The sequence below is a fragment of the Streptomyces sp. NPDC045846 genome, from assembly GCF_056431605.1.
This window is the reverse complement of record NZ_JBWKKJ010000012.1, coordinates 166,821-182,532: the sequence shown is the minus strand read 5'-3', so window position 1 is coordinate 182,532 and position 15,712 is coordinate 166,821. Positions and strand designations below refer to the sequence as shown.

At 68.4% G+C, this 15,712-nt stretch carries 8 protein-coding genes and 1 pseudogene; 3 read left to right on the top strand and 6 right to left on the bottom strand.

The window, feature by feature from the left end; all coding sequences use genetic code 11:
* Positions 1–12: 12 nt before the first annotated feature.
* Positions 13–2,178 (bottom strand): AIPR family protein, encoded by a 2,166-nt coding sequence (locus tag AC07F3_RS31230; protein ID WP_479117765.1) that lies wholly within the window; start codon positions 2,176–2,178, stop codon positions 13–15.
* Between the two features lie 82 nt (positions 2,179–2,260).
* A complete protein-coding gene (locus tag AC07F3_RS31225) occupies positions 2,261–3,838 on the bottom strand; it encodes a serine/threonine-protein kinase (RefSeq protein WP_479117764.1) in 1,578 nt (525 codons plus the stop codon).
* A 645-nt stretch (positions 3,839–4,483) separates the two neighbouring features.
* On the opposite strand from AC07F3_RS31225, the pseudogene AC07F3_RS31220 reads away from it, so the two are divergent.
* Positions 4,484–4,957: pseudogene (locus AC07F3_RS31220) on the top strand (helix-turn-helix domain-containing protein); the annotation flags it as partial.
* Positions 4,911–5,255, top strand: a complete 345-nt coding sequence (locus AC07F3_RS31215) for a DUF397 domain-containing protein (RefSeq protein WP_479117847.1) — start codon at positions 4,911–4,913, stop codon at positions 5,253–5,255. The pseudogene AC07F3_RS31220 and the gene AC07F3_RS31215, both read left to right, overlap by 47 nt.
* Here AC07F3_RS31215 and AC07F3_RS31210 read toward each other — a convergent pair.
* The 4 genes from AC07F3_RS31210 to AC07F3_RS31195 all read right to left on the bottom strand — a co-directional run bounded on the left by AC07F3_RS31210 (position 5,173) and on the right by AC07F3_RS31195 (position 13,818).
* Complete coding sequence (locus AC07F3_RS31210) at positions 5,173–8,367, bottom strand: type I restriction endonuclease subunit R (protein ID WP_479117763.1); 3,195 nt, start codon at positions 8,365–8,367, stop codon at positions 5,173–5,175. The two genes, AC07F3_RS31215 and AC07F3_RS31210, sit on opposite strands and share 83 nt — an antisense overlap.
* Positions 8,364–9,581, bottom strand: a complete 1,218-nt coding sequence (locus AC07F3_RS31205) for a restriction endonuclease subunit S (protein ID WP_479117762.1) — start codon at positions 9,579–9,581, stop codon at positions 8,364–8,366. Before AC07F3_RS31205 ends, AC07F3_RS31210 begins: the two co-directional genes overlap by 4 nt.
* Complete coding sequence (locus tag AC07F3_RS31200) at positions 9,578–11,569, bottom strand: type I restriction-modification system subunit M (protein ID WP_479117761.1); 1,992 nt, start codon at positions 11,567–11,569, stop codon at positions 9,578–9,580. The genes AC07F3_RS31205 and AC07F3_RS31200 overlap by 4 nt, the downstream gene beginning before the upstream one ends.
* A gap of 89 nt (positions 11,570–11,658) precedes the next feature.
* Positions 11,659–13,818, bottom strand: a complete 2,160-nt coding sequence (locus tag AC07F3_RS31195; RefSeq protein ID WP_479117760.1) for an N-6 DNA methylase — start codon at positions 13,816–13,818, stop codon at positions 11,659–11,661.
* A gap of 144 nt (positions 13,819–13,962) precedes the next feature.
* Here AC07F3_RS31195 and AC07F3_RS31190 point away from each other — a divergent pair, with 144 nt between their 5' ends.
* Positions 13,963–15,648: a DUF6119 family protein gene (locus AC07F3_RS31190; protein WP_479117759.1), complete on the top strand. Its 1,686-nt coding sequence runs from the start codon at positions 13,963–13,965 to the stop codon at positions 15,646–15,648.
* Positions 15,649–15,712 lie beyond the last annotated feature (64 nt).

Here is a 15,712-nt window from a genome sequence, read left to right as displayed (position 1 = left end):
GCCCCGCGCGTGTCAGTCGTCTTCGGAGCCCGATACCGGCTCTTCGAGCCCGTTGAGGACTCGCCAGGCCAGGTCGGCGAGCGTCTCGCCGGTAGGAGCCACCCATCGGGCGGTGCCCTGGTTCGCCACGGGTTGTTCCGCCCATTCCGCGAGCTTCCACATGTGAGTGATCAGTCCGGAGGGCGAGTAACGCTTGCCGTCGGCCGCCCACAGAACGGGCTTGGTCCGGTGCTTCACCCAGGTCGCACGGGAGCGCTTCTCGTCCTGGGCGAGCCAGTCCCGGAGGGCCTCCGCCTCCATCGGGTAGGCGGTGGTCAGGGTGAGCGGGTCACCCTCCTCCAGCACCCCCTGATCGATAAGCACGTGGACGGCGTTGGGGCGTCGGGGCTTGCGCTGCGCCGGGACGCGCCGGTATTTGTCCCGCACGACCGGGTCTTGCGGGTCTCCGGCACCGCCGAGGACCCGGCCGACCACCTCTCGGCAGCGGGCGACGTCCGCGCACACGCCGCGGATCTGTGATCGCTCGCCGTACAGGTCATCGATGACCGCGGCGACGGCGGGAAGCAGTTCCTTGATCAGGCCCGGCACTCGTGCGAGGGCATCGGCCGACCATTCCAGCTGGGGGTCCGGCTCGTCGATGGATTCGGTGTCCAGGCGCTGGAAGACCAGGTGGGCAAGCAGGTACACACCGTTGTCGATGAGGGCGGCGCCCCGTCCCTCGTAGCGCGGGCGCAGGGCGTGGAGGGCACTGCGGACGGCGCGCAGGACCCGCACGCTGTTCCACAGGAGGTACACCCCGGGCTGGGGCCGGAAAAGCACGTCGTAGATACCCTGGGAGCCGCGTTCCCACAGTACGTCGAGGGTGGTCGACATACGGGCCGCGTACTGGCTGTCGGGGTGCGCGCACGCCAGGGCGCACGCTGCCTCGACCACCGAGCAACCGGTGCCCTCCGGCGGGTCCAGTTCACCACGCCGGACGCTGTAGTCGAGTCCGAGCTCGGCCCGCATCTCCTCCAGGATGGCGGCCTGGACAGGGTCGAGCGTGATGAAGTCGCGCGCTTCCACCCGGTTCTGCCGGTTGGTGGCCTGGGTTGTCCGCTTGGCGAAGTCGACAGCCTTGCCCGTCACGATGATCCGTACGGGGACCTGCGCGGATGCCGCTGCTTCGTCCGCGGCGATCGCGTCCGCCACGGACCGGACCGTCTGAGCGCCGTTGACAACGCTGGCGTTGTGCAGCGTGAGCGTGAGCGGGGAGGCGTGGGGTGTCCGCATCGACGCGTACGTCTTCTCGACCGACTCGCACAGGACGGTGATGCCGTTGTTGAAGTACAGGAAGTGGGCCGGCTCCTCCGTGAGCGTCTCGATCAGCTCGTTGTTGATCGAGGTCCTGCCCAACGGATTGCGGATGTTGAGGTTGAACAGGTTGGAACCGTGTGCGGCCCACTCCGCGACCAGCTCCGCCGAGACGACGCCCTGGTAGGAATCGTAGGGGGTATTGACCGCGAACCAGGGAAAGAGAACCGTGGTGAGCTCGACGGGCTTGGGAGCCAGGTCGTTGCGGACCGAGGCCCAAACATCGGGGGCCAGGATGATCTGGTGGTCCAGAAGTTCGCCGAACCGGTTGAACTCCTTCTCCCCGTTGATCAGCGCATGACGGAAACCCTCAAGCACCTCGTCCGTTCGCATGAGTACGACGACCTGCGTGACGGGTACGGGCCCCTTTGACATGACGGCCTTGGCCTGCTCGGCCAGCTGCCGCCCCCGGGGGTTGAACGGCGCGAAGTCCTCGTCATCGATGAGCCGCAGACCTGCCAGCAGTTCGAGGACGGCCTCCCGCTCGCTCTTGGCCTTCCCGTACTGGCTCCACTTCGCCTGAACGAGGTAGATGTGGGGATCCGGGCCGTCCACCACGGCGATCGCGTCGATGCCCTGGTCGGCGATGCCGTCTATGACGGTGTCCGCGGCTTCCTGCGGACTGAAGCCTGTGACCATGCGCACGGCCTGCGCCGTCAGCGCCCTCGACAGGAGGCGCGGCTCCCGTTCCTGAAGCGACTTGTCCTCCAGGTCGCCCACGTGTAGAAGGCCCCCGTCCACGTACACGCTCCGGAGCGCCTGCTCCACCTGACGTACCTGGAGCGCGACGCTCTCGCTGCCCCCTGCAGCCTTCTTCCCGCTCATCGTCTTCCCTTCCCTCACCATCTGCCGCAGCCCGGCACGGCTGATGCCAACTCTTCGTACGATCGTCCCTGTCTGGCGTGGATCAGGACTCCTGGGACCCGTCGAGGTCGAGACGGATCAGGGCCAGCGCCTCGGCGATCTCCATGGTCAGCTCGTCCTCGGGCCCGTACACCAGGACGAGGTCGGCGTGAAGCGGTTCGAGGATGGCGCGGGCGTCCGCCGCCCTGCCCTGTGCGAGCAGCAGCATGCCGATGTCGCGGCGCAGTTCCAGGGCTTCCTCGCTCGCATCGCTGTCGACGGACCGTACGACGCCCAGTACCGCTTGCAGCGCGGCGAGCGCCTCGGTCACCTGGCCGAGTTCGGCCCGGCAGCGGGCGGCCTGGGCTCGGCAGGCTCGGGCCTGCTCACTGGTGGGGCCGTTGATACGGCCGTACGCGTCGGCGAGCGCGGTGAACTCGGGAAGCGCGGCCCGGTAGTCGCCGCCGAGCAGTTGGATGGCGGCCCGCTGCGTGCGCAGTTCCAGCACCGGCCGGCTCTCCGGGCCGAGCAGGCGGGCGGCCGGTTCGATGACCTCGCTCAGTACCTCGGCGGCCTGCGCGAACCGCTCCTCCTCCAGGAGGGCGTCGGAGTGCGCGTACGCCTCCTTGATCTCGGCCCGCAACTCGGCCGGGACGGGCAGGGGCCCGGCAGCCGGGGTGTTCGAAGCGAAGGCGCCCTGCACGCCGTGCGCGCTCTGGGCCCGGGCGCGGGGCGCATACGGGTTGCGGAACAACCCGGTCGGGTCGGGTGCGCCTGCCGGCCCGGCCTCGTCGGGCGCCGGTGGCTGGCCGGCCCCGGGCAGGAAGGGCCGCAGCCGCTCGTACACCTCCTGGATGTCTGCGGGCCGCGCTTCGGGGGCTTTACGCAGCAGGTGCAGGACGAGCTCCTCCAGCGCGGTCGGCACCTCGGGGCGCAGCCGCCGGAGCGGGGTGGGGGCGGCACTGACGTGCTGGTACATGAGAAGGAACTCGCTGTCCGCCTGGAACAGCACCCGCCCGCTGAGCAGCTCGTGCAGCACGCACCCGAGTGCGTACAGGTCCGTCTGCGGGGTGATCCGGCCCCCGCGGACCTGCTCGGGCGCCATGTACTGGGAGGTCCCGATGGGCGTGCCGGTCGCGGTCAGCTTGGTGGCGCCGGTGCGCAGGATGGCTGCGATGCCGAAGTCGAGGACCTTCACGGTGCCGTCTCGGGCCACGAGGATGTTGCCCGGCTTGAGGTCCCGGTGGATGGCCGGCACCTCGTGGGCGTGCGAGAGCACCGTGGCCACCTGGGCGGCGACGGCTGCCGCCCAGGTCACCGGCAGTGGCCGGGCGGGGTCCACGTAGCCGGACAGCTGGACGCCCTCGACCAGCTCCATGACGAGGAACAGCCGCTCGTGGGTGTCGTCGAGGACCGCGTCATACACCTGCGGCACGCCGGGGTGCTGGATCCGGGCGGTGATCCGCGCCTCGCGCCGGAACCGCTTCGCGAACTCCTCAGCGAGCTGCGGGGAGGTGACGGATTGCTGCCGGATCAGCTTCACGGCGACGGGCCGGTCCAGCACGGCGTCATAGCCGCGCCAGACATCGCCCATACCACCGTGACTGAGTTCCTCCAGAAGTTCGTATCTCCCGACAATCACCTGCTGCGACACCTTGCCCCCACCCCCGTCGCGCGTCCGTGCGCCGGCGTACGTACACGGGTGGTGTCGGCCGGCCCGACATGCCAGGATCAGTCTGGGGCGTGTGGCGATCTTCCGTCCAGTAAGGTTAGCCAGGTTTGGCAGCTATGGCCGAGAAAGGTCCTTGACCTGTCGGTTCAGGTGCGAACTCGGCCCAGACGCACTTGCCCGGTGCCCCGCAGGGGCGGAAGTGCCGGCCCCACCGGCCGGCGAGGGCCGCCACCAGGAGCAGGCCCCAGCCGCCGGTGTCATCCTCACGTGGAAGTACCGGCCGGGGACGCGTCCGTGGCGGACGGCGCTCGCGGCGAGCTCGGCCACGAGCAGGCTGAGGGTGTCGTGCGCCTCGGTGCGGGGTGCCCCAGGCGTGCAGCCGCTCGCCACACAGGCGACGGGCGAGGCAGGCGCCGCGCGGGGTGGAGCTGAAACGCATCTCGAAGTGGCGCGTGGGGTGCGGGGGTTGGATGGTGGGCGTGCGCGGCGGCGGGGTTGGTCGTCATGACCCCACGGTGAGTCGCGGTGGCGTAGCGTGACCATGGGTGACGCGCCGTCGCGTTCGGCTTGTACGAGAGCGTCGGCGCGATGCACTTGCGCTGAAGGGTGACGGCGATGACGGACGATGACGAGGCTGAACGGGAGCCTGTGGGGCAGCGCCCGGAGGACGAACCGGGTCAGGGTGTGGTGACGGCGTTCGGGCGCCAGTTGAAGCTGTTGCGGATACGGGCCGGGCTGGAGCGGCCGGAATTCGGGAAGCTGGTGGGGTACGCGGCGCAATCGGTGGCGTCGTTCGAGCAGGAACGACGGATTCCACCGCCCCGGTTCATCGACAAGACGGATGACGTACTGGATGCGGGCGGCATGCTGAAGGTACTGAAGGAGGAAGTCGCACGGGCGCAGTACCCGGCGTTCTTCCGCGACGCGGCGCGGCTTGAGGCGTCGGCTCTGGCCATGTACGTGTACGCCGCGCACGCGGTTCCTCGCCTTCTTCAGGTGGAGGAGTGTGCGCGGGTCCGGATGCAACGACCCCTGCTCGACGATGCCGTTATTAAGCAGCGCCTTGAATCGCGCCTCGCACGACAACAGAAGCAGCTACAGCGGCGGCGAGTGCGTCGAGGTGGCCGCCGCAGCCGGCGCCGTGCACGTACGGGACTCGAAGGAGCTTGGCGGCCCCGTGCTGACTGCCGGACCCGCTACCTGGGCCAGGTTCGTGGAGCTGGCGGCCGGGCCCCAGGGCGTAGCCGAGCGCGGCACGAGGCCCGCGTACACCGCCACGGTGTACGCGCGCTCAGTCCGGTGGTCTAGGCGGCGTCGTCCACGCCCTCCTCGCGGCGGATCATCCGCCACGCGGCGCGACGTGCGCTGCGGTCGAGGCTGGACTTGAAGTTTCGGTCGGCCCCGAAGTACTGGCGGCCGAGACCGGCGATGGTGTCAATGTGGTCTGCCATCTTGTCGGCGAAGACCTTGTCGAAGACCTTCCCGAAGTTGTCCTCGTCGTTGACGACGGCGGCGGCCCGTACCTTCGCGTCAGCCTTGGCCTCCTCGAAGGGCCGGATGACGTCCTGTTCGGTGAAGTCCGTGCCGAACTTGGCGTTGAACTTCTCGATCAGCTCCGACAGGAGTGACTTCTCGGCCTCCTTGGCCCCGCCTTCGCCCTCGCCGAAGCCCGGCAGCGTCGCAGCCCCCTCGGGACTGAGGGAGACGTCATGTTCGCCGGTCTTCTGTACCCGCAGGTGGCTGAGGTCCACCTCGCCGATGTCCACTCCGCCGTCGGTACGGCCGCGGAGCCGGGTGAGGAGGTAACGGCCGTAGAGGTGCAGGCGCTCAAGGTCGGGGTCGTGGTAGGGCACGATCTGGGCGAGGAAGCCGTACTTGCGCACGAAGTCGTTGAGGTCGGCGCGGAAGTCCTCGGCCGTCTTGACGTCCTCCTCGTCCTCGTCATTGTCGCGGAGGGCTTCGTAGCGGGTGACGGCCGGAGAGAGCTGCCGGTACAGCTCGGCGTGTTGCTTCTCCCACTTGGCCTGGGAGCCCGCGGCCTTCTCCTTCGCCTCGAAGTAGGCAGTGGCGAACTCGTCCATCTCCACCTCGGAGATGATCGGCGCCGACATGACCCGGCTCTGCGCGGTGTAGAGCAGGTTGGGGTCCGAGGGAAGCGTTTCCGTCTGCTCGAAGTAGGGGCGGAAGGCTTCCTTGATGTCCTCGGCGTCATTGGCGAAGTCCAGGACGGCGAGGTCGGCCTGCGTCTTGCGCTCGGCGGTGCGGTTCAGACGGGAGAGGGTCTGGACGGCCGAGATGCCGCTCAGCTTCTTGTTGACGTACATCGTCGTCAACAGCGGCTGGTCGAAGCCGGTCTGGTACTTCTCGGCGACCACTAGGATCTTGTACTCGTGCTGGCCCTTCCCGCCGGCCTTCACCGCCTTGTCGTCGGCTCGGGTGTAGCCGAACGCCTTGGGCAGCGCGCTCTCCGCGATTCCGCTGTTCTCCTTCGGCTCGGTGGTCTCCTCGCCGTCGATGGTGAGCGAGCCGGAGAAGGCGACGAGGACGCCGAGGTCCGGGTACCTGGTGTGGTAGTCGCGGTCCTCGATGTAGCTCTTGATGGCGCGTGCCATCTGGACGGCCGAGTGGCGGGAGGCCGTCACGACCATGGACTTGGCGCGCCCGCCGAGGCGGCCTCGGGTGTGAGCGACGAAGTGCTCGACGATCACCTGGGCGTGCTGCGAGACGGTCGAGTCGTGGGTGAGGGCGTACCGGGCGAGCAGGGAGTTCGCCTTGGCCGGGTCGACCTCCAGCTCGTCACGGTTCTGGTTGACCAGCTTCCAGTACGTGCCGTACGTGACGTAGTTGCGCAGGGGGTCGAGGATGAACCCTTCCTCGATGGCCTGGCGCATGGAGTACGTGTGGAAGGGGCGGTAGGCGGCCTTGCCGTCGACCTGGTCGGGGGTACCGAAGAGTTCGAGGGTCTTGGCCTTGGGGGTGGCGGTGAAGGCGAAGTAGGAGAGGTTGGCGGCCTTCGACCGGTCCTCGGCCTTCTTCTTGAGCTGCTCGGTGACGGTGAGGGTGGTCGCGCCGACGTCCTCGGAGTCGGAGTCCAGGCCGAGGTCGCGGAGGGCGGCGCGTACGGAGGTGGCCGCTTCTCCAGACTGGGAGGAGTGGGCCTCGTCCACGATGATCGCGAAGGTGGTGCCCTTGATTTCGGTCGGGTTGCGCTGGATGTAGTCGAGCAGCGCAGGGAACGAGTGCAGGGTGACCGTGACGATCTTGCCGGTGTCGCGGGAGAGGGCGCGGGCGAGCTGCTCGCTCTTGGCGCCGTGCTTCTCGTCGATCTTGACGACCAGACCGTCCGTCTGAGAGAAGCTGCCAACCGTTTCGCGGAGCTGGGCGTCCAGGTTCCGACGGTCGGTGATGACGATGACCTTGTCGAAGACGGGTTCGCCGGGCTTGATCAGTCCGGCGGTCAGCGCCTCGGGGTTGAGGGTGCGGGGGTCGGTGTCGGCGTGCAGGTCGGAGAGGCGGTGGGCGAGCCATCCGATGGTGTTGGACTTGCCGGAGCCGGCCGAGGCCATGATCAGGTAGTCCTGCCCGGCGCCGTGGGTGGCTGCGTGAGCGGTGATCTTCTTGACCACGTCCCACTGGTGGTAGCGCGGGAAGATCGTGGCGCGAGTGGCGGCGCCGCCTCCGGACGTCTTCGACTTCGGCTTGGCCTGGTGGACGAAGCGCTGGAGCAGGTCGAGCCAGTTGTCCCGCTCCCAGACCTGCTCCCAGAGGTAGGAGGTCGCGTACTGGCCGAAGGCGGTGGGGGCGGGGTTGCCGGCGCCGCCGGGGCGGCCGGGGCCTGCGGAGCCGGTGTTGAAGGGAAGAAAGCGGGTGTTCTTGCCCTTGAGCTGGGTGGCGACGAAGACCAGGTCCGGGTCCACGGCGAAGTTGGCGATGACCCGGTGGGTGAAAATCAGCTCGGTGGGGTCGCGGTCGGTGCGGTACTGCTCCTTGGCGTGCTCGACGCCCTGGCCAGTGAGGGGGTTCTTGAGCTCGGCGGTGGCAACGGGGATGCCGTTGAGGAACAGGGTGAGGTCGAGGCGGTGGCTCCAGTCGAGCTGCTTCGTCGCGTAGGGAAGCTCCCGGACGACGGTGAGGCGGTTGGCCCGGTAGCCGTCGAGGACGGAGTCGTCGGCGACCAGGTTTGGCTTGAAGTAGGCCATGCGGAGGAGTACTCCGCGATCCTTGACGCCGTTTCGGAGGACGGTGAGCAGGCCGTCGTTGGCGATGGCCTGATCGAGGCGCCGGGCGAAGCCGCGCTGCGCCTCGTTGGCGTCGCCGTAGACGGTCCGGAGCTCGTGCCACTCCTCGGCCTGGGTCTTGCCGATGAACTCAAAGAGTTCCTGGGTATCCAGGCCGAGGTCGGGCTGGTAGCCGGCGGGGCTGGCTTCGCGCCAGCCGCGCTCGGTGAGCGCGGCGACTATGGCGGAGCCGAAGGCGGACTCGTCGTGGACGGGGCTCATGCGGTGATTCCCTCCGTTACGTTGCGCCCGCTGGCGGTGGTTACGTCGAACTGGCCGGTCACGGCGGCGGTAATGAGCGCCTGCCGGCGCTCCCTGAGGAGGGAGATCTGTCGAGTGACGGTGGTTCGCAGTCTCCCGGTGGCCTCGGTGCCCCGCCGAATCTGCTCCACCAATGCAGTCTGCTGCGCCTGCGTCGCCAACGGCATCGGCCACGCTTTGATGTCCTCGCCACGCAGCTTGACCATGGACTGGGACGATCCACGGGCTACCGCTTCGATCAGCGAACGTACGCGGCCACTCATAGCTACCTCGGCTACGAAGTGTGCGCTTACCTCCGGAGAGAGTCCGACCCTGTAGATCAGATCAGGAAGCAGCAGCCTCTTATGATCGTCCGCTACAACTGCGACGTCACCGACCAGGCTTGGCGTATTAGCACGCGTCACCAATAGGTCGCCTCGCCTGACTTCATTGGCAGTGACTGGCTGGACATCGTCCGGCAGCCGTTTGTTCTCAGCAGGCTCAAAGCGCCCGCTCTTGACGGCGCTCAACTTCAAGACACCCCACTCGGAGTCATTCCGCCGTGAGATGGCTTCACATTGCGGACTAGCGCCCTGCTCGATCCTTGTCGAGAAGCGGCGAAGCGGAGCCTCGCCTGCGGCCTCCACCAACTCGGTGACCAGACTGTCCCTTAGGGTCCGATCGCGGTCGTCAAGTCGCGACCTCAGGGTCTTCTGCAGTACCACAAGCCTGTCGATGCGGGCGATCTCGGTATCGAGAAAATCCGCGATGCGGCACTGCTCGCTCTTGGACAGGTCTGGGTACGGAAGGGCCCCGACGTCCTCCGCCGTTACTGCCCTATAGGTCGTTCCAGTGGAAACAGCGTCAAGCCAAGGGCGGGCATGGTGCAGCCACCACCACATGAAGCGGGCGTCACAATCTTCGGCAGTGACGGCGCAGAGACCACGGCCGATGCCATACGGCAGGTCCGCGATGTTCAGTGCGCCAACCGGAGCTCGAACAGACAGCAGTATGTCGCCGACGTTCGCTGTCTTCGGGGCAGCATCGCACTGGTAGCGGGCGGAAGGATGGACCGCTCGAAACTCGGCATTTCCCTGGAGAAACGGCCGCCCTGCTACGAGATCAGCCACCTCAGCAGAGGGAGGGGACTGGCCGGCATTGACCCGTGCGACATACTTCAGGCGGACGGCCATCATTCCGCAACCTCGCCCAACAGCGCCTGAATCTCCGCCTCCAGAGCCTTCAGCTCCGCGTCGATCTCCGCCAGTGGCCGCGGCGGCTCGTACACGTAAAAGTGTCGCGTGAACGGAATCTCGTAGCCGATCTTCGTCTTTGCATGGTCGATCCACGCGTCCGGGACGTGCGGGTGGACCTCGCGCTTCAGGTATTCCTCAACGTCCTCGCCCAGCGGGACGTTCTCGTAATCCCGGAGCTCCGCGTCCGGTTCCGGCTCGCCCTTGATCTTCTGGACCTCGCCCTCGGGGTCGCGAACGCCGATCGTGTCGCGCACCGCCTTGGCGAAGGGGGCGCCTGTCGGCCAGAGGAGGCCGGCGCCGACCACCGCGTCTTTCAGGGCAACGAGCGCGTCGGACTTCTTTGACCATGACGAGCCCAGCAGAGTGCGGACCGCGGCAACGAAGGAGTCGGCGTCCGCCAGCTTCTGGATCGGCTTCGTGGCGGCCAGAGCCGTCACCGTCTCCTCCGTGACCTCGAAGCGGAGCTTCAACGGGCGCTCGACCGTGATGCGCTGGTAGCCAAAGTTCTCGTTGTCGAAGACCTTGACCTTGGTGTGGAGGGGGTGGGCGGGGTCCTTGGCGACCTGGATCGCCTCCGCGTACAGGCGCGTCACGTCCACGATGTGCTGCTTGCCCAGCTCCTTGCGCTTGTCGCCCAGCGACTTGCGCATCTTCTGCCACTGCTCGCGCGCGTCCAGCAGGACGACCTTGCCCTTGTGGTCCGGTGCCTTCCGGTTGGTCAGGATCCAGAAGTACGTGGAGATGCCGGTGTTGTAGAAGAGCTGGTCCGGCAGGGCGACGACAGCCTCCAGCCAGTCGTTCTCCAGGATCCAGCGGCGGATCTCCGACTCGCCCGAGCCCGCCGCGCCCGTAAACAGCGGCGAACCGTTGAAGACGATGGCGATACGGGAACCGCCGCGCCCGTTCACGTCCACCGGCTTCATCATCGAGATCATGTGCTGGAGGAAGAGGAGCGAGCCGTCGTTGATGCGCGGCAGTCCCGCAGCAAATCGGCCGGCCTCGCCCAGGTGTTTGTACTCGTACTCGACCTCGTCCTTGACCTTCTTCCACTCCACGCCGAACGGCGGGTTAGCGAGGAGGTAGTCGAACTTCTCGCGGCCCTGACCCGGGTCGCTCAGGGAGTTGCCGGACGCGATGTGCTCCGGGTCCTGGCCCTTGATCATCAGGTCGGACCGGCAAATTGCCCAGGACTCCGGGTTGAGCTCCTGACCGTAAACCTCCACCGTGGCGTCCGGGTTCAGGGACCGGATGTGCTCCTCGGCCGCCGATAGCATGCCGCCAGTGCCGCAGGCCGGGTCCATGACCGTGCGGACCGCCCCAGGGACGGTGAGCGCGTCTCCGTCGGGCGCGATCAACAGGTTGACCATCAGCTTGATGACCTCGCGGGGGGTGAAGTGCTCACCCGCCGTCTCGTTGGACTGCTCCGCGAAGCGGCGGATCAGCTCCTCGAAGATGTAGCCCATGTTGTGATTGGGCACGACCTCGGGATGCAGGTCCAGGTCGGTGAACTTGCCGATGACCTGGTAGAGCAGGTCGGCCGTGGCCAGCCGCTTGATCTGCTGGGAGAACTCGTACTTGTCCAGGACCTCCCGGGCGTTCTCCGAGAAGGCGCCGACGTAGATCTGGAGGTTCTCCGCCGCGTTCTGCGGGTCGGCGGCGATCTTCCTCAGGGTCAAGTCGCTCTTGTTGTAAAACGAGTGGCCCGAGGCCTTGCGCAGGAAGTAGTCCGGGTCGATGTCCTGGCCCTTGTACTGAGCCGCGACCTCCGCGACCTTCCCCCGGGTCAGTTCCAGGACGCATTCCAGGCGGCGCAGCACCGTGAACGGCAGGATGACCTTGCCGTAGTCGGACTGCTTGTAGTCGCCGCGCAGGAGGTCGGCGACGGACCAGGCGTGGTTCGCCAGTTCCGTGTGCTTACTGCTATTCAAGGGGTTCCCCGGTTTCCTTCCGGACCGTCCCGCCCAACCGGAGCGGGTGCGGACAAGTGTGTTGCATGCGTGCGAAGTTCAGGTGCGGTTCAGGCCGGGCCGGTGTCGGCAGGGGGCAGGGCCGCGGCAGGGATCAGCGCGCCGCCCGTGAGGCCGCCAGTCAGCAGAGCAGCCGTCTCCTCCGCGAGCCGCGCCGCCTGCCGGGCCCGCGCGCGCAGTTCGTGGACGTGCCGGAACGCCTCGCCGTAGCGGCGCTGCTCCTCCAGCGGCAGGAGGGGGATCCGTAGCCGGCCCGGTACGACGTGGAGGACCGTGCTGCCCGTCGAGGCCCCCGCGATGTTGTCCGCCGCATCAATGAATCCGGCCAGGAACCAGGAATCCAGGCGGGTCGGGTCCGGCCGGAGCAGATGGACGTGGGGGCCGAGGAGCGCGCCCGCGTCCCCCTCGTCGGCGACCCGGCACATCGAGCCAGTACCGCCCGCGATCCCCCGTACGAGGACGTCGCCGACGGCGATCACCGGTGCGGCCTCGGAGCGGAGTTCCGCCGGGACTCCGCTAGGCCCCGTGCCGCGGGCGATGTCCGCGCCTGTAAGGACCGGTGGTGCTGGGGCGGAGGGGCCACCATCCGACTCCGCGCCCTTCGGGTCCGGCACCGTGCGGAGCAGGGTCAGGGCGCCGCCCCGGACGAGGTCGGAGGCGGTGGCCGTACGCCAGTCCCGGGCGGATGTGCCGGGTTCGCTCCAGCCGGTCAGATCCGCCGCGTCGAGGAGGGAGCGGGCGGCTTCGGTCAGCTCGCGGCGGCCGGTGTCAGTACGGGCGGACAGCTCGGCCGGGTCGACGTCCGCCGGGGCGACCCGGACCTGGCGGGCGGGGGTGAGGTCAACGAGATCGTCGAGGAGGTCGACCACGGGCACCGCCTGCGCGGCGCCGGGCTCGGCGACGAAGCCGTCCGGGTCTGCGGTGAAGGCCTCCCAGTGGGCGAGCGTCCGGGCCGTCAGGCCGGCCCAGTCGATCGGGGCACGGGAGGAACCCGTCCGCGACGAGCCCGCCGTCTGTTCCCTGGTGCCCGGCGTCGCAGACCCGGCCGTGTCGACGAACAGCACTGACCCCCGCTCCGGGCCGCCCGGCTCGGGCCGGAGCAGTACCCACAGCTGCAAGCCCACGTGCAGGGGCGGTGCGGCCCCGGCCGGCAGAGCCAGTACGGCCCGCAAGGCGCCGCCGCGCACCAGCTCCGCCCGCACCCGGCGCCCGGAGGGGCGGGAGGCGGTGGCGGGCGGCAGGATCAGCACGGCCCAGCCGCCGGGGCCGAGGTGGGCGAGGCAGTGTTGGACCCAGGCGAGCTCGGATTCCGACCGGGCGGGTACGCCGTAGGCCCAGCGCGGGTCATAGGCGAGCTCGTCGTGGCCCCAGTCGCGATCTCCGTACGGCGGGTTGCACACCACAGCATCCACCGTCAGGCCGCCGAAGGCGTCCGCGCGCAGGCTGTCTCCGATCCGTACGGTGACCTCGGCCTGTGGCGCGGCGAGGCTCAGCACGACCGTGGCGCGCTGGGCCTGGACGGGTACGGAGTCCTGGCCGAGGAGGGCAGTGGCGCCACGCCCGGCGGTGGCTGCCAGAAGCGCGCCGCTGCCGCAGGCCGGGTCCAGCACGCGCGCGACCTCGGCAGGTAGCAACCCCGCAGCCAGCTGTGCCAAGGGTTCGGGGGTGCCGTAGACGCCGGGCGCGGCGCTGTCCTCCAGTTCTCTTTCCGCGAGTACCGCGAGGGCGGCCGGACCGCCTTCCTCACGTACGCAGCGAAGGAGTGCACGCAGGGTGGGGCCGTCGGACGCAGAGAACAAGGGACTTGCGGGCGTCGGGCCGGGGAGCGAGGCCAGGAGCTCAGCCACCTCCTCATCGGCGCGAACGACGAGCTCGGCGTCCGTGAGGTCGGCGAGCGCCGCCGTCTCGTCCGGGGAGCGGCGGGCGAGCGTGAGGACGAAGCCGATGCGGCCGGTCGTCCGGTCCGAGTCGGACGCCTGGAAGCGGACCGCGGTGCGCAGTTCCTCGCGGGGGTCGGCTACCTGGGTGTGACCGCGTGAGCCGAGCCATACCTGGACCGCCCCGAGGTCGTAGAGCGGACTGGTCTCCGTGCCGCCGGATGGAGCGGGGAAGTCGGCGTGCCGTCGGCGCCAGTTGCTGACGGTGGCCCGGGTGACACCGGCGATGCGAGAGATCTCCGCGGCTGTCACGTGGACTGTTGTCTCGGGCATGACCGGACGACACCTCTCCTTGGGGCAGACAGCTCACACCTTACACCACAAGCCCAACGGCAATACATGTTTGACAGTGCTTTCGCGAGGACAGCTATTGGCTGCCGTTAGCAGCAGCCTTCAACTCACCCCCCTGGAGTCCCGATGCCGCTCGACCCGACCATCACCCACAGCCCTGCCACCGCCCCCAAGACCCGGCGCAGCACCCTCTACCTGCTCCGCGACACGGGCACGTCCCCCGCGGCCCTTCGCGCCGCGCTCAACGCCAGGTACGAACGCGATCACTCCTTCGTCGTCGAGGACGTGACAACCGGGGACACTCCCGCCCTCCTGGGCCACGGTGTGATCGGCCACCACCGGCCGCCCGACTGGACCTCTGCGGTGCACACCCTCACCGGGCTGAAGCCGCCCGTGGAGAACCGCACATCGGCGTGCGCCCTGCTCCTCCCCATCGCCGACGACGTCTTCGCTCTCACATTCGGCATGGGGCATCTACTGCTCGACCAGAGCAGGATCTCCCCCGGCTTCGGCTTCGACTTCGTCCTGCGCGCCGCGCAGCCCGACGCCATCCGCCAGGTCACGCACAGCCTGATGGACGCCAGAGGCCGCACGGACCGGAGCTCGGCCGCCCAGGGCCAGCACATCCGCGCGTTCCCCATCGAGGAGTACGGAGAGGTGGTGAGCCGACTGGTCGGCATCATGAGTTCGACTGAGCTCACGATCGGGAAGCACAGCAAGCGAACGGCTCAGGTCGCCGGCACGGACGCCCTGAAGATCCATCTCGGCGCGCAGCCCAAGGACCTGATTCACGACCTCACACAGGTTCGGGCGATCCTCGCCCGCCAGTCTCCCGCGCCGGAATTCGAGGCCATCGCCCGTGTCCGGCCGCTCAAGAGCGGAGACCCGCGGCGCAGCGTCCTGGAGGCCCGTCTGGACGAGCTACTGGGCGCCTCGACGGATACCGGATCGCTGGCTCTGACCGTCCCCACGGCCTGCCTCGACCAGGAGGACGCCGCGCTCTCCTACCAGGTGAAGGTCGGGACCGTCCGCCGCCTCATGCCTTCTCCGGCGATCGAAGACATCCTGGAGCTGCTCGACGCCCTCCCATCCGGCAAGCGCCTGGAAGCCCTGTCCGCGGGCTATATACAGATGCACCGGGACGAGGAGGGCACGGATCCGGTGAGCTCCCAGGTGAAGGCCCGCAAATGGATCACGGCCGAGATCCCGCTCGGCTCCAGCCGCTACTTCCACCACGAGGGGCGCTGGTTCGAGATCGGGGACCAGTATCTGGAGGGCATCCGGAGCGAGGTAGACACCCTGCTCACCGCACCGGCCGGCTGTCCGCTGCCAGCCTGGACGACTGACCTCGCGACGGAGGAGGAGTACGACCTGGAAGCGGCGAAGCACGGTTACCTCTGCCTGGATCGTCGGCTCATCCAGACCGCCCTGCATCCGCACGGTTTCGAAGCCGCGGACCTGCTCTCCGAGGACGGGACCCTCATCCACGTCAAGAGGGCCGCCTCCTCGGCTCCGCTCAGCCACCTCTTCGCCCAGGGCAGGATCTCCGCCGACGCCCTGCGCTTCGATGCGGAGGCGCGCGCCGAGTTCGTCCGGCGCGTACGGGAACGGCGCCCGGGGCACCCCGTCGGCGAGGACTTCACCCCGAGGAAGGTCGTCTACGCCATCTCGCTCAAGAGCGGGAAGGACCTGACGACGGCGAACCTGTTCACCTTCGCCCAGGTCTCCCTGCTGCAGGCAGCCCGTGCGCTGCGCGCCCAGGGCATCGACGTGTCCGTGGTCGGCATTCCGTCCGTCGACACAGGCGCCTGATCCGCGTCCGCGAAGGACAGACCTTCATGCCGTGCATTTACGCCTTCACACACCCTTCCGTCAG